Source organism: Levilactobacillus sp. (assembly GCF_022646225.1).
Taxonomy (GTDB): domain Bacteria; phylum Bacillota; class Bacilli; order Lactobacillales; family Lactobacillaceae; genus Levilactobacillus; species Levilactobacillus suantsaiihabitans.
In genome coordinates this window covers 176,986-200,846 of sequence record NZ_JALCJA010000003.1, presented here as the reverse complement: position 1 = coordinate 200,846, position 23,861 = coordinate 176,986, and the positions used below count along the sequence as shown (strand labels likewise).

Annotated in this window: 18 protein-coding genes; 4 read left to right on the top strand and 14 right to left on the bottom strand. The window is 54.2% G+C overall.

The annotated features are described in order from the left end of the window. The first annotated feature begins 4 nt into the window (after nt 1–4). Nucleotides 5–1,636 carry a hypothetical protein gene (locus tag LKH74_RS05810; RefSeq protein WP_287788600.1) on the top strand — a complete coding sequence of 544 codons (1,632 nt, stop codon included), beginning with the start codon at nt 5–7 and terminating at the stop codon, nt 1,634–1,636. 358 nt (nt 1,637–1,994) lie between these two features. Here the strand turns inward: LKH74_RS05810 and LKH74_RS05805 are convergent, their stop codons facing one another. Beyond that, nucleotides 1,995–2,549, bottom strand: a complete 555-nt coding sequence (locus LKH74_RS05805) for a hypothetical protein (protein WP_287788599.1) — start codon at nt 2,547–2,549, stop codon at nt 1,995–1,997. Nucleotides 2,550–2,646: 97 nt separating this feature from the next. Here LKH74_RS05805 and LKH74_RS05800 point away from each other — a divergent pair, with 97 nt between their 5' ends. After that, entirely contained in the window at nt 2,647–3,291 is a 645-nt protein-coding gene (locus LKH74_RS05800; RefSeq protein WP_287788597.1) for a Crp/Fnr family transcriptional regulator, read from the top strand. 398 nt (nt 3,292–3,689) lie between these two features. On the opposite strand, the gene LKH74_RS05795 is transcribed toward LKH74_RS05800, so the two are convergent. The 6 genes from LKH74_RS05795 to LKH74_RS05770 all read right to left on the bottom strand — a co-directional run bounded on the left by LKH74_RS05795 (nt 3,690) and on the right by LKH74_RS05770 (nt 11,116). Continuing rightward, nucleotides 3,690–5,399 carry a DUF5776 domain-containing protein gene (locus LKH74_RS05795; RefSeq protein ID WP_287788595.1) on the bottom strand — a complete coding sequence of 570 codons (1,710 nt, stop codon included), beginning with the start codon at nt 5,397–5,399 and terminating at the stop codon, nt 3,690–3,692. A gap of 288 nt (nt 5,400–5,687) precedes the next feature. After that, nucleotides 5,688–7,016 carry a hypothetical protein gene (locus LKH74_RS05790; protein WP_287788594.1) on the bottom strand — a complete coding sequence of 443 codons (1,329 nt, stop codon included), beginning with the start codon at nt 7,014–7,016 and terminating at the stop codon, nt 5,688–5,690. 663 nt (nt 7,017–7,679) lie between these two features. Continuing rightward, nucleotides 7,680–8,342 (bottom strand): ABC transporter permease, encoded by a 663-nt coding sequence (locus LKH74_RS05785; protein ID WP_135367243.1) that lies wholly within the window; start codon nt 8,340–8,342, stop codon nt 7,680–7,682. Continuing rightward, complete coding sequence (locus LKH74_RS05780) at nt 8,342–9,274, bottom strand: osmoprotectant ABC transporter substrate-binding protein (protein WP_135367244.1); 933 nt, start codon at nt 9,272–9,274, stop codon at nt 8,342–8,344. Before LKH74_RS05780 ends, LKH74_RS05785 begins: the two co-directional genes overlap by 1 nt. A gap of 10 nt (nt 9,275–9,284) precedes the next feature. Then, the gene (locus tag LKH74_RS05775) at nt 9,285–9,911 is read right to left on the bottom strand and encodes an ABC transporter permease (protein WP_287788593.1); all 627 of its coding nucleotides are present in this window, start codon (nt 9,909–9,911) and stop codon (nt 9,285–9,287) included. Further along, the gene (locus tag LKH74_RS05770) at nt 9,908–11,116 is read right to left on the bottom strand and encodes a betaine/proline/choline family ABC transporter ATP-binding protein (RefSeq protein WP_135367246.1); all 1,209 of its coding nucleotides are present in this window, start codon (nt 11,114–11,116) and stop codon (nt 9,908–9,910) included. Before LKH74_RS05770 ends, LKH74_RS05775 begins: the two co-directional genes overlap by 4 nt. 455 nt (nt 11,117–11,571) lie before the next feature. Here LKH74_RS05770 and LKH74_RS05765 point away from each other — a divergent pair, with 455 nt between their 5' ends. Continuing rightward, on the top strand, nt 11,572–12,051 hold the full coding sequence (locus tag LKH74_RS05765; RefSeq protein ID WP_135367247.1) for a hypothetical protein: 480 nt from the start codon (nt 11,572–11,574) through the stop codon (nt 12,049–12,051). Between the two features lie 815 nt (nt 12,052–12,866). Here LKH74_RS05765 and LKH74_RS05760 read toward each other — a convergent pair. From LKH74_RS05760 to LKH74_RS05735, 6 genes are all read right to left on the bottom strand, one after another. Further along, a complete protein-coding gene (locus LKH74_RS05760; RefSeq protein WP_287788592.1) occupies nt 12,867–14,096 on the bottom strand; it encodes an MFS transporter in 1,230 nt (409 codons plus the stop codon). Nucleotides 14,097–14,571: 475 nt separating this feature from the next. Beyond that, entirely contained in the window at nt 14,572–15,525 is a 954-nt protein-coding gene (locus LKH74_RS05755; RefSeq protein WP_287788590.1) for a Dyp-type peroxidase, read from the bottom strand. Between the two features lie 248 nt (nt 15,526–15,773). Beyond that, a complete protein-coding gene (locus LKH74_RS05750) occupies nt 15,774–16,940 on the bottom strand; it encodes a MalY/PatB family protein (RefSeq protein ID WP_287788589.1) in 1,167 nt (388 codons plus the stop codon). Further along, nucleotides 16,937–17,797 carry a DUF3737 family protein gene (locus tag LKH74_RS05745; protein ID WP_135367251.1) on the bottom strand — a complete coding sequence of 287 codons (861 nt, stop codon included), beginning with the start codon at nt 17,795–17,797 and terminating at the stop codon, nt 16,937–16,939. The genes LKH74_RS05750 and LKH74_RS05745 overlap by 4 nt, the downstream gene beginning before the upstream one ends. 117 nt (nt 17,798–17,914) lie before the next feature. After that, a complete protein-coding gene (locus LKH74_RS05740) occupies nt 17,915–19,981 on the bottom strand; it encodes a hypothetical protein (protein WP_287788588.1) in 2,067 nt (688 codons plus the stop codon). Further along, complete coding sequence (locus tag LKH74_RS05735) at nt 19,978–21,024, bottom strand: glycosyltransferase family 2 protein (protein ID WP_135367253.1); 1,047 nt, start codon at nt 21,022–21,024, stop codon at nt 19,978–19,980. Before LKH74_RS05735 ends, LKH74_RS05740 begins: the two co-directional genes overlap by 4 nt. 218 nt (nt 21,025–21,242) lie before the next feature. Between LKH74_RS05735 and LKH74_RS05730 the strand changes: the two genes are divergently transcribed. After that, complete coding sequence (locus tag LKH74_RS05730; protein WP_135367254.1) at nt 21,243–21,977, top strand: SDR family NAD(P)-dependent oxidoreductase; 735 nt, start codon at nt 21,243–21,245, stop codon at nt 21,975–21,977. 858 nt (nt 21,978–22,835) lie between these two features. Here LKH74_RS05730 and LKH74_RS05725 read toward each other — a convergent pair. After that, nucleotides 22,836–23,849: an NAD-dependent epimerase/dehydratase family protein gene (locus LKH74_RS05725; RefSeq protein ID WP_135367255.1), complete on the bottom strand. Its 1,014-nt coding sequence runs from the start codon at nt 23,847–23,849 to the stop codon at nt 22,836–22,838. Between the last annotated feature and the right edge of the window lie 12 nt (nt 23,850–23,861).

The following is a 23,861-nucleotide window of genomic DNA, read 5'->3' as shown; positions in this document are numbered from 1 at the left end:
CGAGATGAAGTTGAAGAAAATTTTACGACAGCTTGGCTTGTTGCTGGCCTTTGTGGGGCTGGGCGTTGGTGTTGGTGTAACGACTGGCTATGCTGCCCAGCCGGGGACTAGTCTAATTGGTGCCCAAGGGTCATACGAGCAAACGCCAAACTTTATTGATGATGATAGTAAGGGGTTTCGTGCATCATACCCTACGCTTGATAGCGTCACTGCTGATGGCGTTGTTAATGGGCGAATTACCAGTGCGACAAAGCATATTTATGTTTCATTTTCAGGGAATGCCACAATCAAGACCGATTACTATTCTGATTCTCAATTTACCAAATTTTATGCTGATGTCACCACTTATGACGGGTCAACGGTAACGACGCTGAATACGGGTTCGCCGAAAATGTGGTCGTTGAGTTCTGGTAATACGGTTGCACAGGCGCCGTCAAGTTATATTACGATTCCTGTAGATTTCACTAATTTAGGTATTAGTCCTAGTTTGCCAATCTATATTGGGTTTGACTACGGTGCTAAGAGTGACTTGTTTAACATTAATATCATGGATTACTATAAGTCAATTACGTTAACTGCAAATAACAATAATACGAGTGCCTTGGCGGGTGTGACGATTAACAAGGGAAATGATATTCCTTCATCAAGTACGATGGTCGAAGGGACTGGTGATGCGGGGTTAACGGCTATGCTTACCGGTGGAAATATCAAAGCAGGAGATTACAAAACCACGGTTCAGTCCGACGGTACGTACAAGTTTGATCTGGGTAGCACCACGCTAAAGAGTCTTGGTGATCCGAGCACCATCAAAGTCACCGAGTACAACCAATTCGGTGATTCCAAGTCCGCCACCGCTAACGTCGTCGATACCGTGCCGCTGGACATCTCGCCCCCGAGCACGAACTTGACGATTTCGCCCGATGATTGGGCGGATCACATTGCCGGCAAGTCATCCGCAGACATTGCGGCATGGCTGGCCGACCAAGCAAATCTACATGTCACCAAGCAAGGTTACACCACGCCGTTGACGCAGGTCGGCGACGGACTAGCGTTTAGCACGGCCGATGACCTGACGACGCTGACGGCTGGTGGCACGCAGACGGTCAATCTGAACGCTGCCGACAGCAATGGCGACAAGAGCACCACGCCGGCTGCCATTTCCGTGACGCGGGGCCTGGGCGAACTGCAATTTGGCGACCTGAGTGAACTGATCTTCGGGGCGGGGGCGACGTTGGCCGTGCCCGCGCAGTCGACCCTGTTTGCGCCAGGAACGTACCATGTCAATATTTCTGATTCTCGTGCGACCGGTTCGCCGTGGTACCTGAGTGCCACCGCCTCCACGATGACCGATAGCAGTGGTCATACGCTGAGTGGCGACGTGGTCTACGAAGACGGGAGCGGCAATATGACCAAATTAGATGCGGGCAATGCCGTTCCGGTCGCTTCTGGCACGCGGTCCGGGGAGTCGACTGACGCCGCCAAGGACTGGACGCAAAATGGAAAAGCCTACACGAGCAATGTGCCCGCGGGCATCTACCTGGACGCCAAGCCGAATATCTATACCGGTAGTACGGCCAACGCCTATGCCGGCACGCTGACCTGGTATTTGAACGATGCGCCGGGGACGAGTAACTAGCGTGGGTTGGTCACCAGCATGACAGTGTGCTGTCGCGCACGGTAGGCGGCCAGTTTCCACGATGACGCGGGCAACGACTTTCACCTGCTAATTTTTAGGTAAACAAAAGAGGAGCTGTGACGATGGCCACGGCTCCTTTCGTTTTACCTTTATATAGCTGAAACGTGCGTCAAAAGGCAGTCAGTTCCGCTCTCTTTTGACATTTATTCATCTTTTTAAAAAAGCTGTTCGCCAGCGCCGATGACCATACCTACGGCCATCCCCCACATGGCGAGCATATCCTGATGGGTCGCGACGAGAATCAAGACCACCGCGTAGTACAGGGTGGCGACTGCCGCTTTTGCCCGGCGCCGCGACATTAGAGTGCCACGATCTTGCCGACAGCGATTGGCAAGGTGACGTGGGTGGAGTAGTGGCCGACCGCGCCTTCAACCGTGTCTGGCAGGGCGACATCGTCGGTGACCCCGTGGATGTAGATGACCCGCTTGTCGAGTTCGAGCTCGCTATCGTTGAAGGTCTCCTTGAACTTCTTGTCCAAAGCGGCTAGCGGCACGACCTTAGTGTAGGCGAAGTAGCCGTTGGCATCTGCGACGGGATAGTCGTCGTTGGGGATGTCCATTTCGTGTGGCGCGTCGTTGAACGGCACCATGGTCGTCCCGGAGACGGCACCGGTTTCGGGGAGGTCCACGAAGCCATCGTGGTTCACGTCCTGGGCGCTGGTTGCGATTTCAGCGGCCTTGCCATCTGGGAAGCCGTGGAAATGTTCCCAGTGTTGTAAGTTGGCTGGGGTGTCAAACATTTCGATGTTGATGGTCAGGCTGTCGCCGTTGATGGTGAACAGCGCAGTCCCGTGAGCGGCGGTGCCGATTGCCTTTTCGTTAAGTGGCACGATGTTTGCTTGATAGATTTTCATAAGAAAAAACCTCCTCGATTTGATAGACTTAGTGTACAATGATTTTAACGAATAAAAATTGATAATTATCAAGAAATGACGAAAGAAGGGAAAAAAGATGACGCATTCGCCATTTAAATGTGTGCAGGGGGCCCCAATCTTCAAGGGCCTGAACGATGCGGCCATCGCCGAGCTGGTCAAAATTTCCGTACACCAACAGGCCGTCAAGAAGGGCACGGTGCTGTATGACCCGACGACTCAGCTGGACCGGATGATGATCATCGATTCCGGGCGGGTCAAGGTCTATCAGCTAAATGAAAACGGCAAGGAGAAGGTCCTGTACATGTTACGTAGCGGGGCCATCGACAGTGAAGCGGCGCTCTTTGCCAAGCGCAAGCACTACAACTACGCCGAGGCCGTCGAGGATACCAAGATCTGTTCGATTGGCCGCGCGGACTTTCAGGCGTTGTTGCGGCGCGAACCGGAAGTGGCCTTCAACCTCTTAAATATTTTAGGTGACCGCCTGACCGAATTGGAGTCCGTCAGCGCATTGACGGGTAACCTGAAATCCAAGAACCGCGTCTTGGCTTACCTCCAGCAGATTGGCCAGGAGAAGCAGACGACCGAATTTGACCTGCCAGTCAAGAAAAAGGAACTGGCCAGTTTCTTGGGCATCACGCCCGAAACCCTGAGCCGGCAACTCGGTCAGCTGGTCAGCGACGGTCTGTTGGCCATCGCCGGCAAGCGGATCACCCTGCTGTGAGAAAAGTTTGTGAAATTTCACAAGCTCATCATAGCACGCTTTCGGTTTGGCCTTAATCATTTAGCTCACCAAAAATCAGCACAACGGTCTGTGGCCGGGGTGCTGATTTTTTGTTGGTCAGGAAGCGGCGTCCGCTGGTGGGCGAGCCGGGTGGACAGCGGCAGTTGATGAACTAACGGGTGGTTTGCTGCAGACCATAGATGATTAGAAATCCTGCGAGGATCAGCGGGGCTAGGGCGATGCCGAAAGGTCATTCGTTTGGCGGACCAGCCAATCGTATTTTAAGCGTGGTGTGTCGCCAGCGAATTTGGTAAACGGCAAGGCGGCTGGTTTCCACTATGAAGCGGTCACCAACTAACCTAACGCTGATATGAGTCACTGCCAATGGGTCTAACGCATTACTTAACCCGCAAGACCAAGCGCTTGTTGGCGGAAACGTAGCGGCCGTTGGGAAGCTGGTAGCGCGTGGTCAGCTTGTGCTTGACCAGCTTGGTGACGCGAATCGTCTGGTTCTTGCGATAGTGGTGCTTGCGTCCGGTCAACGCGGCCGAACGGTAGCTGTTGAGGCCACGCAGCACCTTGATCTTGGTGGCCTTGATTTGGTAATAGGCGTTGGCCACGAAGTCAGCCTTAGCCGTGATGTAGCCAGTCTGCCCGTACGTCTTGGCGCCTGGCGTGACGTCCTTGACGTGGTAGCGTAACGCCCCGGACTGGGCACGGACGACGCCGAGAATCTTGAACATGGGGCGTTGGGTCCGGGCTGACTGGGTGTACCAGTGCAGACGTTGTTTGGTGCTGAAGTTAGGGGATTGGTAGAGCCCTAATTTTCGGGTGGCCGTGATGATCTTGGTGGCGGTCTTAGCTGGCGATGTCGTGGCTTGATCGGCAACAGTATCTGGCGCCGGTGTTGGTTCCGGTGTTGTTGCGGTCGGCGGAGTGGTGCTAGGCGTTGTGGTGGCCGGCGAAGTTAGCGGCAGGGTGTATTTTTGCGTGAAAGTGGCATATGTGTCATCGTCGCTGCCGTTATAGTAAGTAATCAGCAGGTTGACCTGAAGCTGCTTGGCATTGGCCGGGACGTTGGTGATGGTGAGGTTGTCCAGATCCTCCGGTCGCGAGACATCACCGATGACAGCGAAATTATCGGCAGTTTCTTGCAAACTTTTAGGTGTGTAAAAAATGGTGTATTTTGATGTTTGGGCGGTGAAGGTGTTTAGATTTGTCAAATCAACCGTGTGATTATCTGGATCAATGTTCCAGTGCGGCGTGTCCATTTGGTTAGTGAGATTCGTGGCGTCCATTCCCCCCTGGCTGTCGTAGTGGCTGGGGTCATCGAAATAAGGGGCAAGCTGGGTACCCATGGCGATGGCGATGGGTGGCACGGCGCCAGTATCGTAGTCGGCGTTGGTGATTGTTAAATCAGCGAAGGGGAGCTTGACGGTATTGCCGGTCACTTTAGCGGCGGGCAAGGTTACGGTGGCGTTGGTGTCTGGGGGGTTGGCGCTTAAGGCAGTGATGGGGCTGTTCAAGCCGTTGGCGGCTTTGTAGGTCTGCCAAGCGGAAAAGTCCGAGATCTGATTTTGCATCAGATTCAGGTTCTTGATGTGCATGGGTGCGGTGCTTTGTGCGTTGACCTGGGCAATCTGCAGGATGGTGGCGAGGTCGGTGTTGGTCAGCTGGTCATGGACGAGTTGGAGGTTTAGGTCGGGGCGAGCAGCGGACTTGTCGGGCCGGTCGTTTAAATAGGCTTGGATGACGGGCGCCAAATTGTCGCCAGACAAGGCGGTTTGGTCGGTCAACCGTAGTGCGGTCAGCACGCTAACGATCTTGATGAGCGGGGCGTACGAGGTGAGTGGCTGATCGATGGCTACTTTTGCGCCGACTTTTTGGACCCGATCGAGCGTCGATTCGCCGGTAAGTGAAGGATTGGTTAACAGAGCGGTGCGCACGGCCTGTTCGTTGGGGTCGGCGCTGGTGCTGGGCAGGACCTGGTCGATCGTTTGGTCGAGGTCAAGCGAATCGGCGCGCGCAGACAAATTAGCCGTCAGTCCCCAGGCACACAGGCAGGTCATGATAGCTAGCAATAGAAATTTAAAATGGCATTTTCGCATGATAAAGCGACTCCTTTCCCCAATAAGCGGTCTACTACATTAACTTTAGCACCACTTAATGAGTGAAGTTCGCATTCATGCTCAGTGAAAATGATACGCTGCCGTCATTTGGATATGTTGGGGTGAAAGCTTGATATGACGGGGATGGCCGCCGGGAAATTGGGGTGAGGAAAGTTAGCTGACTTTTCTTTTGGTAGCGAATGGCGGTAATGAAAAAGAGCTTGGGCGCAATAAATCCCAAACTCTTGTGCGTTAACTTTAGACAACTGAAACTTATGCCACTCTGATTCAGTTCTTCGGTTCGTGCAACACATTGCCCAGTGAAATGCCCAGAGACGCCAGCGTTAGCGGCCAACTCAGTGTCCAAGTGTACAGCCAGAAATGACTGGCATCGCTGGGCTTGAAGAAGGCGAGAATCGACAGGTTAGCGCTGGCACTGACGGCGATGATCAGGCCGAACATGACCAGTTGACACAGCAGGCCACCGTAAGTGGAGAAACGGTATTTGTGAATAATGGCCGTGTCGTGGTCGATGTCCGGGGCGCCGTAAAGCGTGGCATTGATGGTCGGGTTGTCGTAGCCGATGTACAGCGTGATGAGCAACAGCCCCAGCACAAAGCTGCCTTGCCACGGCACCAACAATAATGCGTGGCCCGCCAGCAGGCTGATCTGGCTGAGGCGCAGAGCTTGGTGGGAATCATCGTGGGCCAATTTACCGAACACCGGATAACCGGTCTCAAAGCCGATGAGATACAACGCAAAGACCAGGTACATCCCCGCGGTCCCAAAGTAAAAGTAGGCGAAGAAACTGTTGAACAGCAACACCAGACTCATGGTAAAGCCCCGATTCAAGAGGCGTACCTTGTATTGGGGCAGGACGTTTCGGTCCGTGTACAGCTCGATGGCAAAGACCAGCAGGGCCACACCGATGATCGTCAGGAGTAGCCAGTTGGGCCAATTTAACTGCGTCTTGCGCAGCGTGGTCAGCACCGCGATGGCGGCAAAGCCCACCAGCGATAACGCCCAGCGCCAGCCCTGTTGGAGCCGGTGGCGCTGCGGGGCCTGCTGGCGGTAAAAGTCGTTGGTGAACTGCTCGAGCAACAACCCGCCCGGCAACGCAGCCAGGTAGAGGAGCGCCAGGGCACTGAAGGTCAGCGTGTAGGACCAGCCTGCCGCCAGGTCGACGCCGAGCATGATGCCCAGACCCAGAAAAATGACCCAGTACAGCCGTTTCATTTTAAAATCGGTCAGTTGCGTCAGGTGAAGCTTGACCGTCAAGAAGTACGGCCAAATCGTGGCGGCGCTGTAGCCCCACAACAGGCTACCGACGATCAGCCAACCGACCGCGGTGGTCACCGCAAAGATCAGGCTCCCCAGCGCACCCAGCACCAAACAGGCAATCAGGTAGGTGCTCGAGCGCAGGTGCAGGCGTTTGGTGTAAAAGATGCTGGCCGCCCGCGAAATGTAGAAGGCCACCAGGGCAATCAGATAGGTCTCACTTTGGGTCTGTTGGTACTTCAGGAGCATTAAAATATAAGGCAACATCAAGCCGATGTTGGCCAGAAAGTTGAGGGTGCCGACGGAAAAATCAATGCCGGCGCGGCGCAGTCTTGACACGCCATCATCTCCTTTGCAGGTAGTTTTATGTTTGAAATGGGATTGGTGAGTAGTGATACGGATGAGGCTGGCCGTTCGCCAACGATTGGCTACGTGAGGGGAGTCGCGATTGTGGTCAGCCGGCCAGCTGGTTGGACGAGACCAGCACTCTGGTAGGGTAGCTATTTTCTTACATAGTATAGCATTAATTGTCGGAAGCGCCGGCGATAATCACCGGGGTGACGAGTGTCGATGAGACTGAGGTAAAACGGTATTAAGCAATTGGATTCCAGAACATTAGCGCTGTTGTGAAGACCTTTTTTGCTGGTCGATAAGGTAGCTGGCGTTAGGGGGCTAAACCAGTATTGTTAACCACCAATCGTAGCCGAGAGTTCGCCAAATATGGGTTCAGCCGTGGGAGTTCCCTTAGCGGCACGGGCTATGGCGCTTAGGGAACTGGCGTCTTTGAGACGTGGGCTTCGGCTCAAAGCGAGGCGTCGAGACCGCCTTTTGGCTCGACCCGTCCGCCCCAGCGTTCCAACTCATATTTGGCGAACGGTAAGGCGACCAGTACATACCATGTAGCGGTAAGCCATCAGTCTCAAAGTCTGCAAAAAGCCGCCAACCACGCAAGCGAAGGGCTAACGTGACTGGCGGCTTTAATTTTAACTCAGAATCAGACCGTTACTTTTCCGAAGAAGTCTTCGGCGTCAGGCGCTTTTCCACGAAGGACAAGACCAGATCGGTGATGATGGCCATCAACGCGGTCGGTAAGGCCCCGGCGAGGATGATGGCCCCACCGTCCGTGGCGTTGGTCCCGCGCACGATGATGTCACCCAGACCACCGGAACCGATGAACGACCCGATAACGGTGATCCCAATCCCGATGACCAAGGCGTTCCGAATCCCGGCGATGATGACGGACAGTGAGAGCGGCACGCGAATCGTCATCATGATTTGAAAACGCGTCATCCCCATGCCCTTACCGGCGTCCAGCACGTCGCTGTCGACGCTCAACATGCCGGTGTAGGTGTTCTTGATGATTGGCAGCAGCGAGTACAGGAAGACGGTGACGATGACCGTCGTTTGCCCCAGCCCCAGGCCTAACATCAAAATCGACAGCATGGCCAGTGACGGAATCGTTTGGATCACGTTGGCAATGCCGATGATGACAGGCGAAAGCCGCCGGTACTGCGAAATCCAGATGCCCAGCGGAATGCCGACGATGGCTCCCAGCAGCACGCCGTAGATGGAAACCAGGAATGTCTGGTTGAACTGACTCAGGACGTACATGCCATTATGACTAAAGTAATAAACGAGTTGAGACAATAGGCCCATGTCTTTCATTACTGGTTCCCCCCTTCAAAGTAGTGATTTTTCTTCAAGAAGTTGTTGGCGACCGTCTGGGGTTCTTCCAGTTGATCGTCGACTTGGTAGTTCAACTTTTGCATGGTCTTCAAGGAAACTTTGCCGACCAAACGGTTCAAGACGCTGCGCAACTCGGGATGTTGTTTCAAGATAGCATCCGTGGCCACGGCGCTCCCATCATAAGGTGGGAAGAAGTTCTTGTCGTCTTTTAAGAGTTTCAAATGATAACTGGCGACCCGCCCATCGGTGGAATAGCCTAAAATGGCGTCCATCTTGTCGGCGGCTAACGCATCGTACAACAGCCCGGTCTGCATCGGTAAAACGGTGCCGAAGCTGTAGCCGTAGGTCTTTTGGAAGGCCGGGTAGCCGTCGCCTTGCCGGTTTTGCCAGATTTGGTCGATGCCGACCTTCATGTTGGGCGCGAGTTTCTTCAGATCACTGACCGTCTTCAAGTGGTGCTTCTTGGCGAAGGCGGGCTTGACCATCCACGCGTAGGTGTCGGCGAACCCGTATGAGTCGAAGTAAGTCATGTGGTAACGTTTCTGAAATTCACTGGTGACGATGTGTTTGACCTTAGCGGGGTCCCGTTGGAATTTTTCGTTCAGGATGGTCGTTAGATCGGTCCCGTTGAACCGGATGGATGAGATGTCCGCCTGGTCGTTTTTCAGGGCGTTGAAGCTGACGTTACCGGACCCCAAGTTGTTGATGATGGTCGTTTGTAAGTTTGTATAGTGACCGATCATACCTGCGATGACGTAGGCCATGATTTGTTGCTCGGTCGTGTTCTGTGATGCGATGCGCACAGTATTGTTGCCCGATCCGGCCAATCCTGGGAGGGCACACCCACCTAAAGGCAGGAGAATCACCGCAACCAAGAAGCCGGCGAGCCATTTACGTAACTTTTTTAGCATAGCGGGCCTCCTATCGTAATTGCCGCGGCGTGACTGCCGTTTCCACTTTACCCAGTAAGTAGTCGACGATGAGCGCCAACAGGATAACGGGAATGGAGCCACCGAGGATCAGGTCAGAGCGGTACAGGTTCAGACCGTTGAAAATGAAATCGCCCAGGCCACCGGCTCCGATGTAAGACGCCAGCGTGGCCCACGCAATCACGTAGGTGGCGGACAGGCGAATCCCGGCCATGATGACCGGCGCTGCCAGTGGAATCTCGGCTTGAATCATCATTTGCCACCAGGTCATGCCCATGCCCTTCGCGGCGTCACGCACCGTGGGGGAGACCCCTTGCATGCCCAAATAGGTGTTGCGCAAGATGGGCAGCAGGGAGTAGATGAACAAGGCTACGATGGCGGGCGTTGACCCGATCCCGAAAATGGGAATCATGATGGCCAACAGCGCCATGGCCGGAATCGTTTGAAGCACACCGGCCAAGGTAATGATAAAGTTGGCGCCGTGTTTCATCCGCGTCAGCAAGATGCCCAGCGGTACGGCCACAATCACGCCGAGGGCTAAGGCCGCCGCCGAAATGTAGAGATGTTGGCCGGTCTTACTGATCAGTTGTGTTCCGTAAGTCGCTAGAAAGTGCATCATTGTTGGGAGTCGCCTCCTTCATCATGGGTCGCTGCGGCATGGATGTCCGCGTTGATCGGTGAAGCGGGCGTTTCGTCAGCTTCCGGGGCACCCCGTAAGGCATCGTAGACGATGTCGACTAAGGCCGTCCGGGTGACGATGCCGACCAAGTGCTTGTCTTGGTCGACCACGGGCACGTTCTTGACCCCTTGCTTCAAGATGCGGTCAACGGTGTCGCCAATCAGGGAATCGGCCTTCACGAAGAAGACTTGGCGGTTGGTGAAATCACTGACAGTCGTGTGGGCGTCAGTGATCCGGTTGATGTCTTCCAAATCGACGTACCCCTGAAGCGTGCCGTCATCGTCGGTGACCAGCAGCGTATCAACCCGCCGATCGTGCATCAGGTCAATGGCGTCATCGACCGTCTTGTCTGGCGTGATGGACACAGGGTTCTTCAACATGATCTGGCTAACTGACAAAATGTTCGGTTGGGCCCGAATCAACCGTTCCTCCCCAATCAGGTTGGTGACGAATTCGTTGGCCGGATGGCGTAAAATGTTTTCCGGCGTGTCGACTTGGACCTGCTTGCCTTGGCTCATGATGACGACCTTGGTGGCCAGGTGCAGCGCTTCGTCCATGTCGTGGGTCACGAAGATAAAGGTCTTGCCCAGGTCTTCTTGTAAATGCTTGACCAGATCCTGGAGCGATTCGCGGGTGATGGGGTCCAAGGCCCCAAAGGGTTCATCCATTAAGATGATCTCTTGGTCAGCGGCCAAGGCCCGCACGACCCCGATCCGTTGTTGTTGCCCACCAGAAAGCTCGCCGGGATAGCGTTTCAGCATCTCGTCGGGCAGTTGGGCCAGTTCAATCATCTTGTGGGCTTGTTCGGCCCGTTTTTCTTTGGACCAACCCAGCAGCTTGGGCACCATTTCGATGTTTTCTTGAATCGTCATGTGAGGCATCAACCCGATATTTTGGATGACGTAGCCGATGGAGCGCCGTAATTTGACGGGGTCCATCTTAGAAATATCTTTGTCGTTGATTTTAATGGTGCCGGACGTTTGCTTTAACATGCGATTAATCATCCGCATGGTCGTGGTCTTTCCCGAGCCAGAGGTCCCAATGAAGGCGATAAATTCACCGCGACCGACTTGTAAGTTGAAGTCGTCAACGGCCACTTTGCCATTGGGATATTCCTTACGTAGATGTTCCATTGAAAGTAGCATAGATTAACCTCCTGTATAGTGGTGTTACAAAATTACGGCGATGTACCGCCGAATAAAAATAACGATCGGTGTGCCGGGAGCACACGTGAAAACGGGCAACCTGGAGACCGGTCGTATGTGGTTTTGGTTTTTGCAGTCATCCTTATTGTACACGAAAGCGCGGGGTTTACCAAAAGATAACTATTCCTTCTGTTGATAATCAGCTAGTATAAACGAGTTCGACTACTGACGATATGCCCGGCACGTCGGGGATGAATGGGTATTTCGTTACGGTAACATAGCTAAATGAGTTTTCAATAAGTAATTCCTTATTCATTTACACAGAAAACGTTGTGGATGGTGGATGGCCGTTGCCTGAGGCGGGGATGAAATTTTCTGAAAAAAAGGGTTGCCTTCGACCTACTGGAACCCATTATACTTTTAGCTATCATCAAAACTGAAAGGAAGTTACGACCTTGAAACGACTTTTACTTGCTGGTGCCATCGACAGTGCCAGTCAGCTGCTCATCCAGCAGCTCAGCCACAATCCCGAACTTGACCTGACCGTCTACACCTCAAGTGCAGTGACCCTCCCCGCCACGGTGACGGCCTTGACCGAAGAAGTCCTGGACGAAGGGGGCCTGAGCGCCGCCATGTTGGACCAAGACCTGGTCGTGGCCTTGGTGCCGACGATTCATTTGGCGCAAACGGCGGTGACCCTAGCTACGGCGGTACGCGCGGCGGGCAATCCGCAATTGATTATCGGCAAGACTGATGACATCGACGACCTGCCTTTGGCCGAACGCCAAGCGCGGCAAACTCTGTTGGCGGCGGGCGTGGCCTTTGATTTGGTCGAAGGTCTCGGCAGCGTGGACAGCCTCTTAGGCGTCGCACCGACGGAGACCCAGGTTTTTGGGCCGGATGAAGTCGGACCACTGGAACGGTTTGCCGGGTAACTACGGGGGTCACTATAGATACTAACGAAATCCGCTGGAAATTTGTGACCGGTGGTGGAGCAGTCTTAAGGGATTCTTACGATTGGCGCTGGCTTGTAGCGATTGGTCATCAACCCTAGTTGTGAGTTGCCAAACGAGCCCCAATTTTACGACGATAATGCACAAAAGCCCCGCCGACCAGTCCATGACAGACTAACCGACGGGGCTTTGAACACTTATCTTAACTGGAAAACTAAAGGTTGAACCTAAAACTAACGTGTTGATTGTCGTAACAGCGGTGTTCCGATACCTAAAGTTAGTGAAACCAGGCGCCTTGCGTCAGGCTAGGGTAGGGCCTGCTCGGGGAAACACTCCCAGTCTGAGGAGCGGTCTTCCGGTTCACTTGAGAGCCTGGCAAAGACCACGAGCCTCTCCAGTCGCCCAGCTGTGGCTGACTCCGGCAAGTTGATGGAGTCAGCCACACTGTGTTAGCAAAAGACAACTACTACCTGGGGTTAAAGCGACTGTTATTGAGACGCACTACCGTAGCCGAGAGTTCGCCAAATATGGGTTCAGCCGTGGGAGTTGCCTTAGCGACACGGTCCACGGCGCTTAGGCAACTGGCGTCTTTGAGACGTGGGCTGCGGCTCAAAGCGAGGCGTCGAGACCGTTCTTTGGCTCGACCCGTCCGCCCCAGCGTTCCAACCCATATTTGGCGAACGGTAGGCGGCCAGTTCGTATTGTGAGGCTGAAGACGACTATTTTTGACGCCATGAGGCACATAACAACAATAGTGGTCCAGCCGATTTCCGTCTTTCAACCTTCAGCTGGGCGACCTAGGCCGTTTTTACCCGAGCTTTACGAATCTCAGGGACCAACCACCAGATCAAGGCCAGGTTGATCAGCATCAACAGCGCGGTTGAGAAGAAGACGGCGTTGTAGTTGAAGACCCCGGCAATCCAGCCGCCTAACAGCGACCCCATCATATTACCGATGGCTTGGAAGGACTGGTTCCAACTGAAGACAGTCGATGTCAGCTCGACCGGCGAGTTTTTGGTCAGCAGGGTCTGAATTTCGGGGAACAACGCTCCGTCGGAAATCCCGATCATGAAGCGCAGAATCCCGAGTACCCAGACGCTGGTGACGAATCCTTGCGGCAGGTACATCAGAAAGGCGAAGACGTACCCGAAGATCAAGACCTTACCAGAGCCGTGCTGGTCCCCGTAACGCCCGAGGCGCGGGGAAGCAAAGATGTTTGAGATCCCTGGTAAAGCCGCGATAATGCCGGCGACCACGGTAATGGGACCGACGTTGTGCATCAGTTCCTTGACGTACAGACTGATGATAGGAGAAATGGAAATGTTCCCGAACTGCACGATCAGCGTGGAGGATAAGAGGACCAAAATCAGCTTAGGATTGGGAAAGGCGGCCAAGGGGTTGTGGCTCTTGGGACCGTCTGCTGATTTGGTCACGGGTTTGAATTTTTCTTCAACCAAGACCCAGCTCATGACAAACGTTAAGAACAACAGGCCGGCGGTGATGAAGAAGGTCAGGCGAATCGAGAAGACTTGCGCCAAGACCCCACCGATGACCGGCCCCAGCAGCATCCCGCTGGTGACCCCGGTCATCAACGTACTCAGCGAGGCCCCACTGTGTTTCCGGGGCGTCTGCGAAGCGACCAGTGCCTGGGCGTTGGAAATGAACCCCGCGAAGACCCCTTGCAAGGCCCGCAGTGCGACCAACTGCCAGACGCTGGTGGCAAACCCCATCAGCGCCATGGCCGCGGCGGTTCCCAGAGACGACCGCAGTAACATCAATTTGCGGCCTTTGCGGTCGGCCACCATTCCCCACAGGGGCGAGGCGATGGCACTCACGAAGAAGTCGGCCGCGTAGACCAACCCACTATACATGGTGACTTGTGATTTGGTGTAATCGCCTAAACTACTGATATACAACGATAGAAAGGGCATGATCTCGCTAAAAGCCATGCCGGCAACAAACGTACAAAACCAGAGAACCCGTAAATTTCGGCGCCATGGCCCGGACTCTCTTTCAGCTTCGTCCAAAATGGTTCAACTCCTTATAGCTTGAAATTGATTGGTGAGGTTACCTTAAATAACGCAAACCAATCGTGACTTATTCGTTATGGTAACCCCATTAAGATACGCCCATAACCGCGGAAGGTCAACATTAATGACTTAATTGTATGCGCTCGCAAGTGTTTTAAATCCCCCTTTTTTGTGCAAATGTAAAATTTTTGTGACAAGCCGAAAGTGAGAGTGGGACAGGCGATTAGCCGGCGAGCATTAAGGTTGCTAACCGAACAATCCCAGGCTGGGATTGTTTGGTTAGTAGTTTTAAGCGGAACTGGTGGCTTTTGGCGCACGTTTCAGCTATGTAACTATGTAAAGGTGACGCGAACGGGCCCGGGAGGTTTTGTCCCAGGCCCACGTTTCGGCAATTTAAGGTTAGTGCACAAAAAGCGTTTGGGCGATTTCGTCCCAAACGCTTTTCATTAATCGGGTTAGATAAATGGTCAAACTAATCTTGCGGGAAGTACTCGCCATCCGCAATCTTTTCCAGCAGGCGCCGGGAAGGAATGAAGAAGGCTGCACCGGTGATGGGCGTACTGAAGTCCAGCAGTCGGTCGCTTTGGGTGAACATGTTAGTCAGCATGCGCTGAGTCACGGTGAAATGGCGGGCGTAGCCGATGAAGTAGGTGCCGACGATGCCCTTGCCCGGTTCGGCAAACGGCACGTTCATCCGCACAATTTTGTGTTCGACGCCGCCCTCGTTGTCTTGGGAGGCAATGTTGTGGGCATTCGGTAATTTTTCGTCGTCTTCGAGTTCGCGGTCACTGAATTTATGCCGCCCAATGGCTTTTTCCTGGTTGTCGGTGTTCAGGGACTTCCAGGCGTCCATGTTGTGCAGGTACTTCTGGGCAAAGGCGTAGGAGCCGTTGATAAATTCGGGGTCTTCCTCGCCAATCAGCGCGTACTGGGTGGCATCGGGTCCCGCGGGATTTTCCGTGCCGTCGATGAAGCCGATGATGGCCCGGCCTTCAAAGTAGCGGAACCCTGGCGTTTCATCGACCACGGTCGTCCAATCGCGGAGAAATTCCCGCGCCTGGTCCATGACTTCATAAACCACGGCCGTGTCCTTGGCCCGAACGTGGAGGAACAGGTCGCCCGGGGTTGCTGGAGCCGTGTACTTGGGGCCTTTGACCTCTTGAAAATCCACGAGTTCTTTCGGCACGTTGGCCGTTGGGAAGAGCAGTTTCCAGGCCGTGGCCCCCAAGCCAAAGGCGACCCGCAGATTGGCTTCGGGCGAGCGAATCGCCATACTGCGCTCAATCGCAGCGAGGCGGTCAGCAAATTCGGCCAGGGCATCGCGGTCCTGGTCGAGATGGTCACGGTCAATAACGTAAGTGGTAAACATGATGTTGTCGCCGGCGTCGCGGTAGACGTCTTGCGCGTCAGCTGGATTGATTGGCATAATGAATTCCTCCTCGAAAATTAACGTGAAATCGGTATCAAAGTTAGTATATCACGGGCAAGATGGTTGACGGTACTGGAAAGTGTTATCAACCGATAATTATTGGCAAATAAAAACGGCCGCCCGTTAAGTGAGTTAACAGTCGGCCGTGCGATGCTGATTTAAAAAAGGTGAACGTCAAATTAACGGGTTGATTCCCGAAAAGGCGATGACTGGTCCACTGGCGAACCAGTGCTTTCACACCTTAGCTATTTCGCTTGAAAGGCGTGAATCCCTTGTACTAGGCGGTCAAGCCCGTCCTGTAAGCGTTCGGCCGGGCAGGCGACGTTGATGCGTACGAAGTCGTGGCCGTCGCCGCCATAGACAGCTCCGGCAGTAATGAAGAGGCCCGTTTCTTGGCGAATCACGTCACACAACGCCTGGGTATCGTGGGTGATGGCTTGGCAATCGATCCAGACCAAGTAGGTGGCGTGGCCGGCAATCACCTGGAGTTCTGGCAAGTGTTGCTGGATAAAGGTCGTTAACGTTTGCTTATTGGCCGTGATCGTAGCGTTTAGCTCGTGGACCCATTCGGCGCCTTGGGTGTAGGCCGCGATGGTGCCGGGGATGGCAAAGGCGTTGGGTTCGGCCAGTTCTTCACTGTTGATGCCGCGGTCAACGCTGTTGCGCAGATTTTCGTTGGGGATGATCAACGTGGCCGCGTGTAAGGCCGCGACGTTGAAGGTCTTGCTGGGCGAAACGGCCGTGATGCTGTGGTTGGCCGCAGTATCACTGACCGAGGCAAAGGGCGTGTAGCCGTGCCCGGCGTCGGTGATGTCGCCGTGGATTTCGTCGGAAAAGACCGTGACGTGGTTAGCCGCAGCCAGGTCTGCCAGCCGACTGAGTTCGGCGGGTTGCCAAACCTTACCGACCGGATTGTGCGGGTTACACAGAATCATCATGGTCGTCAATGGGTCCGCCAATTTGGCGGTTAAATCATCCCAGTCGATGACGTAGGTGCCGTCTTGAAAGTGCAGGTCGTTGCTCAAGACGTGGCGACCGTTATTGACGATGGAATTATAGAAAATATTGTAAACGGGCGCCTGGACTAAAACGTTGTCGCCGACGTGGCTGACTCGCCGCACGGCCGACGAAATGGCGGGCACCACGCCAGTCACGAAGCGCATCCAGTCGGTCTGCGGTGTCCAGTTGTGTTCGGTCGCATACCAGTGTTGGACCGCTTTAAAGTAGGCATCCGGAACTTCTTCATAGCCAAAGATCCCGGTGTCGGCCTTTCGTTTGATGGCGTCCACAATGGCGGGCGCGGTGCGAAAGTCCATGTCGGCCACCCACATGGGCAGCTCGTTGTCCTTCACGTCCCACTTCACGGAATTGGTGTGGCGCCGGTCGATCATTTCAGAAAAGTCATAACTCATTGTTGCAAGGCCTCCTTAGTCGTGGTAATCGTGGTGCGTTTAGCGTCGATGGCTGGGTCGTCGAAAATGACTTGGCCAATGGCGGGCGCGGTGATCTTACCGTTGACGGGGTTCTTCACGCTGTCGATGGCCGTGTTGATGGTGGCATCGATGTCGGTGCAGTATTCAAAGGCCAAATCGGTGTTGATCAACGAACAGTTTTTCATGGTCAGATGATCGACGTAACACAGGCCTTGATCGCTTTCCAGCCAACAGTTGACAAAGGTAATGTTCTTGGTGTTCCAAGCCAGGTATTCGCCAATGATGGTGGAGTCGTAGATGGTCACGTTGTCGCAATTCCAAAAGGCATCGTGAGTGATAAAGGTGGAATTGTGGACCTCGACGTTCTTGCTGCCGTCAAAGGCGTAATTGCCGCTCACCTTTAAATTGTGAACGACGACATTTTCGCTGTTCATGCCAAAGTAGTCGCCGGTCGCCGTCACGTTATCGAGTTGGACGTCTTGGCACCACCACAGCGTTTCACCAGCGTTAGCAAAGGTGACGTCGTCAAGCTTGAGGTGACTGGCGTGCCGGAAGGTCTTGGTGGCGCGCACCAGGCTGTGGGTCATGGTCAGATCATCGGTGTACCAGATACCGGCGTGGGCGTCTGGCTGCCAGGTGGTGTGGGTCAGGTTGGCGTGATGGGTGTACCACAGCGGGTACTTCCATTTGAAAATCGTGTGGTCGATGGCCACGTTTTGACTGTGTTTTAGCGGGGATTCCCCGTCGACAAAGGTACTGTTAGTAATGTGCAAATCGTGCCCCTGAAAGAGGGCCCGTTCGCCGGTTAAGGTTTGTTGGTTGATTTCTGTTGTCACTGATTGATTACTCCTTTTTACGAACCGATGAGGGAATAGACTGCGGGGCCCAATGCCCCATAAAACTTATTCTAGACCCTTCGTGTGGCTCGAAGGCAAGAAATTCCACAAAAAAGCTTAAATTCGCCGCCGGTACCAGTAGAAACGGTCGATGACCAATAGGCCGCTGAGCCACATGGCGCCAAAGAGCAGCCAGAACTTGCCGTTGGACAAGACTGGGGCGACGCTACGTTGTTTGACCTCAAAACTCAGGTACTCGTGGGGATGGTGCTGGATGGCTTGCGGCAATAACGGATAGGTCGCGGGCGCCGTCTGGAGCGCGATAGTGTGGGACCCGCGGTTGGTCACGGTCAGGTGATAGGTGCCGGGCGCTTGCAGCGGAATGGTCTGATCAAACGTTGTGGTCTTCCCCCGAGATTGCCAAACGACTTTCCCTTGGACGTTGGTCAAGGTGAGCTGACCGGTCAGGCGTTTGCCGGTACCAATCGTGAACTGATCAAAGGGCAGGGGGGCCGTAAACGGTTGGGTCAGCGACTGGCGCGTGTTCAGGCGTAGATGGTGGTTTTGGTAGTAGTGGCCCTCATTTTGACTGACCACACTGACGGGCTCGCTGTTGGAGTGGACCATCAGGTTGGTATTTTGCCAAGCCGCCAGCCCCAAAATGCCGGTGAAGGCTAGGGCCATGCCCAGCGGCAGCCAGCTGGACCGTTCCGAATAGCGTAGGATGTTCAGTGGTTGGCGATACCCAGCCGCCGTGCCCGCAATCAATAGGAAGAAAATCGGCAAGGCGTAGCGTTCTTCAGTCTCCCAGAAGATGATGTGAAAGCAGGCCAGTCCGATGAAGAACAGGCCACCAAGCAGATAGGCCGAAGTCAGGTGGTAGCGGCGAATCTGCTGGATGCCCCAGCCTAGGTTGACCAATAGGAGCGCCAAATAGCTCAGTTGACACCAGATAGCCAGGAACCAATCGCTGGTTGCGCGGTGCTGGCGGTACCAGTTGGGCGCACGGTCGTAGGCCCGGTTGATCTGAAAGCTGTCAAAGGTCCCGTTGGCCAAGAAGAGGCGGGCTTTTTTGAACAGGTGGTTGGCAATGCCACTGGGACCCATTTCGTGAAGATAGGTCGTCAGGTCGGCCTTGGCCGTCGCTTGTTTGGCCGCCTGGGTCGGCTGCTGGCGAATCTGGGCGACGTTATCGAGGTGGTATTGCCCATAGGTTGCGGGATTCCAGCTCATGGCCACCCAACTCATGGCGGGCAGGGCCTGGTTCGGGTCTGTCACGTAGCCGTTAGCGCGCGCTGTCTTCTTGGCCAGACCACCGCCCACCACTAGCGTCGCCAACAAGACCAGCGTCAAGAGGCTACGGGTGAAGCCGGGGTGCGGCGACTGGTTGGGGCGGACCCACAGCGTGATGACCACCGCAATCAACAGAACGATGAAGTTGGCTTTGATCAGGTAGGCGGCCACCAGTAGGAGGCTCAAGACGATGCTACGCACGGTAATTTGTTCCCAGGTCGTGGCGCGCTGAAGGTGGCGAAAGGCCGCAATTGCCAGTAAGGCCAACGGGATCACGGCCGTATCGCTATAAGTGTTCAGCGCGTAGGCGTAGAAGGGGACCGCCGTCATGATGAGCACCATGAACAAGTTGGCCCGCGCCGGATTGTGGCGGCGGAGCTGGTGCCAAATAGCCAGTAGCCCGAGGTCCAGCCAGGCAAATTGCACGACGTTGAGCCAAACGCCAGAGTCGCTGCCGACCAGCCAGCGGCCCAGTTGCAGGATCCCACTGAGCAGGAGCGTGAAGTTTACGTTGTTGGGATAGGTGTAGAAATAGGCGTTCCAGTGATGACTGCCATCGAGTAGGTTGAGCGCCTGTTGATGCACGAAGTACAGATCGGCGCGCGGTGCGGCCACCCAGGTCGTGGCGACCCACACTTGAACCAGGAGGAATATGCCCCACAGCCCCCAGGCCAGCCATTTGCTCGTCTTTGGGGTGACGCGATGCAAGAAACGAAACAATAACCCGACACCGCCCAAATACAGGGCACTGGCCACCAGTAGGGCCAAGGGTTTGAGCCAGTCATGATCGACGCGAATCGTTACCGGCCACAGCGCTAGCCCAAAGGTCAGTAGTAGTCCTAAGCTAATGATGCCGCCTAACGTGACGGTAATGTCGTGTCGAATTTTCATGAGTGGCCTCCTGATTTAATCACTTGTTGCTTGCGGTACAGCGTCACGGCTTGCGGGTAGGGCATGGGTTGCCGCGCAAAGCTGGGCGTGTAGGTATCTGTTTGGATGATGAAACGCGGCCGGTGTTTGACCTCAGTAAAGGTGCGCCCCACGTATTCGCCGATGATGCTGATGGCGATCAGCTGAAAGCCCCCGAGGAACCACAGCGACGCCATGATAGAACTCCACCCGGTGACCACGGTGCCCCGCAGGTGTTGGATGAGGATCCACAGTAACATGACGAATGCCCCCGTGCAGATGACCAGTCCAGCATACAGGACTGCGCGAATCGGTGCAATGGAAAATGATAAAATGCCGTCCAGGGCGAACCGCAACATTTTGCGTAACGGGTACTTGGAAACGCCGGCTGTTCTGGGCTGACGTTTGTAGTACAATTTGGTAGCTGGAAAGCCCAGTTGCGGGATGATGCCCCGAATAAAGGGCTTGCGTTCCTGGCAGGCCATCAAGGCGGCCACGACGGGTTGCGTCAACAGCCGAAAGTCCGAGTGGTTGGGAATCAAATCGACGCCCAGCTTGCCCATGACCCAGTAGAAGCCCTCAGCAGACGTGCGTTTGAACCAGGAATCTGTGGACCGGTCATTACGTACGCCATAGACCACGTCAAAACCGGCGTGGGCCTTGGCGACCATCTCCGGAATCAAGTTGGGGTCGTCTTGTAAGTCGGCGTCGATGGTAATGATCATGTCCGAGTAAGCGCTGGCCGTCTGCATGCCGCCCATCAAGGCCGCTTCTTGACCGTAGTTGCGGCTGAATTTGAGACCCGTAAAGATTCGGTCCTGTTGCGTGTATTGCGAAATCAGCGACCAGGTCTGGTCCTGACTACCGTCGTCAACAAATAAGATTTTACTGTCCGTGGCAATGGCGCGCTCGTGCATCAAGCGGGTCAACAGGTCGGCCAGCACGGGCGCCGTCGTTGGTAGAACGGGTGCTTCATTGTTGCACGGGACCACAATGGTCAACCGTGGCGTGTGGGTAAATTTCATGATTAGTCGTCTCCCCCGAAAATCTCAGTGATGAATCTCCCTACGTTCTTCCATCATAAGGCTTTCTGAAGATTATGATGACGGATGTGCCCCGAATTGGGGTGTTTTTTAAGGGTGATTAACTTTGGGATTAGGCATTTAATTAGCGACTGATCAGTAAATCCAGTATAATATTTTTTGTAAGCGATATCACCAAAATAATATGGAGGCGTTCGATTATGGGAAAACTAGATGGTAAGGTTGCGATTATTACCGGTGCTGCGCAAGGCATGGGGGCCGCTCACGCCAAGCTGTTTGTCAAAGAAGGCGCTAAGGTCGTTATTACCGATGTGAAGGAAGCCGAAGGGACGCAGTTGGCCCAAGAACTCGGCGATGCCGCCATCTTTATCCAACACGATGTGTCCAGCGCAGCCGATTGGCAAAAGGTGGTCGATCAAACCAAGGCAACGTTTGGCCGGATCGATATCTTGGTCAACAATGCCGGCATCACGTTTGCCAAGGGACTCCAAGACATTAGCGAAGAGGATTACATAAAGATCTTTAAGATCAACCAACTCGGGACCTTCCTGGGGGTCAAGACCGTGGCCAAGGAAATGGTGGCCCAACACGCTGGTTCCATCGTCAACATTTCTTCATTAAATGGGCTCGTCGGTGGTGCCGTGGGGTACACCGATACCAAGTTTGCCGTGCGGGGGATGACCAAGGCCGCCGCCTTAGAACTGGCACCATCCGGCGTGCGGGTCAACTCGGTTCACCCAGGGGTGATTGAAACGCCGATGATCTCCCAACCCGGAACGGAAGAAGCCGTGAAGCAGTTTGCCAAGGCCATCCCACTTCGGCGCATCGCCAAGCCTGAGGAAGTTTCCAAGTTAGTCCTGTTCGTGGCTTCGGACGACGCCAGTTACGCGACCGGCTCCGAGTTTGTGGTCGATGGCGGGATGTCGGCACAATAGAGATCACCTTTAGTCATTTAAATCTAGAGACAAGGAGCCTGGGACAAGTGATCATCCCAGGCTCTTTTCGCGTCACTTCTACATAGCTGACTGAAGGTTGCAAGTAAAATTAACGCGCTGATTGCTATAACGACGGTGTTCCGACGCCTAAAATTGGCGGAACCAGACGTCTGCGTCAGGCTAGGGTGGGCCGGCTCTGGGGAACGGCTCCAGACTGAAAAACGAACCGCGCTGTAGGCTGAGAAAGGACCTCAGCCAACACCGCCGACCCAGCTGGGGCCATCCCTGGCTGCCTCCGGCAAGGTTGATGTCTATCAGCAGCACTGTGTTAATGAAAGACTAGTTGTCAGTGCAGCTACTATCAGGGGTTAAGCCAACTGTTACTAGCACGCACCACCTTAGCCGGGAGTTCGCCAAATATGGGTTCAGCCGCTGAAAAGAGTGTGACGACAGGCGGTTAACTGGCGAGCATTAACGGGCTAGGCGGATAATCCCGGGTTTGGATTATTTGTCTTGCAGTGTTAAACGGAACCAGTTGCCTGTTGGCGCACGTTTCGGTCATGAGGCCACTTTGAGACGCGATTTTCGGCTCAAAGCGAGGCGTCGAGACCGCCCTTTGGCTCGGCCCGTCCCAGCGTTCCGACCTATATTTGGCGAACGGTAGGCGGCCAGCTCGCATCGTGAGGCTGTAAACGACCATTTTTAACATCAGAAGTCGCATGCTAACAGTAGTTTCAGCTGATTTTCGTCTTTCAACCTTATGCCTCTAAGCTTAGTATATTTAGTATTTCATCGCAAACACCCCGTATCAAGTAGAGTTGCTCTACAGATGCGGGGTATTTGTTAATGAGAAAATTTTTAGCGGTTTGCTAAAGAATCCAATGCTGCCACTACGGCTTGTGTACTGGAATATTGCGCGTGCCAATTTAAAAATGTAGTTGCAGACTGGGTACTGACGTGATGATTGAGCTTTAACATGAGGTTAGCGGTCCGGACCTCCGCATTGAACGGTGCCAGTAAGTGGATCAAAGTGGTTGGCAACAAATGACGTGGTAATTTTAGCGCTAACGTTGGCTGAGTCGTTTTGATCAATTGGATCACCGTTCGCATATCGATGGGGGTCGGCGCGACTGCGATGAAGCGGTGGCCCGCCGCATTGGGCGTTTGTAACGCCAAAACGTGCATGTGGGCGACATCGCGCACGTCAACCACGTTGATCGTTAGATTTGGCGTTGGTTTGCCGTCAATTAAGCGTGTTAAAATACCAAAACTCCCCGAAACGTGGTCGCTTAAACTAGGTCCCAGCATTGCCCCCGCGTTAACAGTGACCAGTTGGGGTGCTTGGGGATGTGTTTTGACGAATTGCCACGCCGCCTGTTCTGCCAACAATTTTGATTTTTCATAAGGGGATAGGCCCGGTTGTGCCGGGTCCGTCCAGTCGGTAGGCGTAACTGGCTTTGTCCGGCTAAAATTACTGAAACCCACGGCACCGAGGTTGCCCGTCATGATGACTCGGTTGACCCCGGCAGTGGTTGCGGCGCGTAAAATCCGTTGGACGCCGACCTGGGCGGCGTGACTAATTTTTCCATCGACACTTTCGCCGTTGACGAAAACGGGTGCGGCGACGCTCATCACGGCATCGACACCAGTCATTGCCGCGGCCCAGTCTGCGTCTTGAGTGAGATTGGCTACGACAAAGCTGAGTGCATCTAAGTGAGGGACGTGGTGGTGTGTAAGGGCTCGTTTGACCGGGGTGGCTTTACTCAATGAACGGAGGGTCGCCCGGACAGCGTAGCCATGAGTCAGCAGTTCTTTGATAATGTGAGTCGCTAAAAAGCCATTGCCGCCGGTGACTAAAATTAATTTTTTCATTTTAAACTCCTT

Excerpts from the sequence above, each read along its gene's own strand:
- LKH74_RS05810 (WP_287788600.1), top strand. The coding sequence starts at position 5 with ATGAAGTTGAAGAAAATTTTACGACAGCTTGGCTTGTTGCTGGCCTTT.
- LKH74_RS05805 (WP_287788599.1), bottom strand. The coding sequence starts at position 2,549 with ATGAAAATCTATCAAGCAAACATCGTGCCACTTAACGAAAAGGCAATC.
- LKH74_RS05800 (WP_287788597.1), top strand. The coding sequence starts at position 2,647 with ATGACGCATTCGCCATTTAAATGTGTGCAGGGGGCCCCAATCTTCAAG.
- LKH74_RS05795 (WP_287788595.1), bottom strand. The coding sequence starts at position 5,399 with ATGCGAAAATGCCATTTTAAATTTCTATTGCTAGCTATCATGACCTGC.
- LKH74_RS05785 (WP_135367243.1), bottom strand. The coding sequence starts at position 8,342 with ATGAAAGACATGGGCCTATTGTCTCAACTCGTTTATTACTTTAGTCAT.
- LKH74_RS05780 (WP_135367244.1), bottom strand. The coding sequence starts at position 9,274 with ATGCTAAAAAAGTTACGTAAATGGCTCGCCGGCTTCTTGGTTGCGGTG.
- LKH74_RS05775 (WP_287788593.1), bottom strand. The coding sequence starts at position 9,911 with ATGATGCACTTTCTAGCGACTTACGGAACACAACTGATCAGTAAGACC.
- LKH74_RS05770 (WP_135367246.1), bottom strand. The coding sequence starts at position 11,116 with ATGCTACTTTCAATGGAACATCTACGTAAGGAATATCCCAATGGCAAA.
- LKH74_RS05755 (WP_287788590.1), bottom strand. The coding sequence starts at position 15,525 with ATGCCAATCAATCCAGCTGACGCGCAAGACGTCTACCGCGACGCCGGC.
- LKH74_RS05750 (WP_287788589.1), bottom strand. The coding sequence starts at position 16,940 with ATGAGTTATGACTTTTCTGAAATGATCGACCGGCGCCACACCAATTCC.
- LKH74_RS05740 (WP_287788588.1), bottom strand. The coding sequence starts at position 19,981 with ATGAAAATTCGACACGACATTACCGTCACGTTAGGCGGCATCATTAGC.
- LKH74_RS05735 (WP_135367253.1), bottom strand. The coding sequence starts at position 21,024 with ATGAAATTTACCCACACGCCACGGTTGACCATTGTGGTCCCGTGCAAC.
- LKH74_RS05730 (WP_135367254.1), top strand. The coding sequence starts at position 21,243 with ATGGGAAAACTAGATGGTAAGGTTGCGATTATTACCGGTGCTGCGCAA.
- LKH74_RS05725 (WP_135367255.1), bottom strand. The coding sequence starts at position 23,849 with ATGAAAAAATTAATTTTAGTCACCGGCGGCAATGGCTTTTTAGCGACT.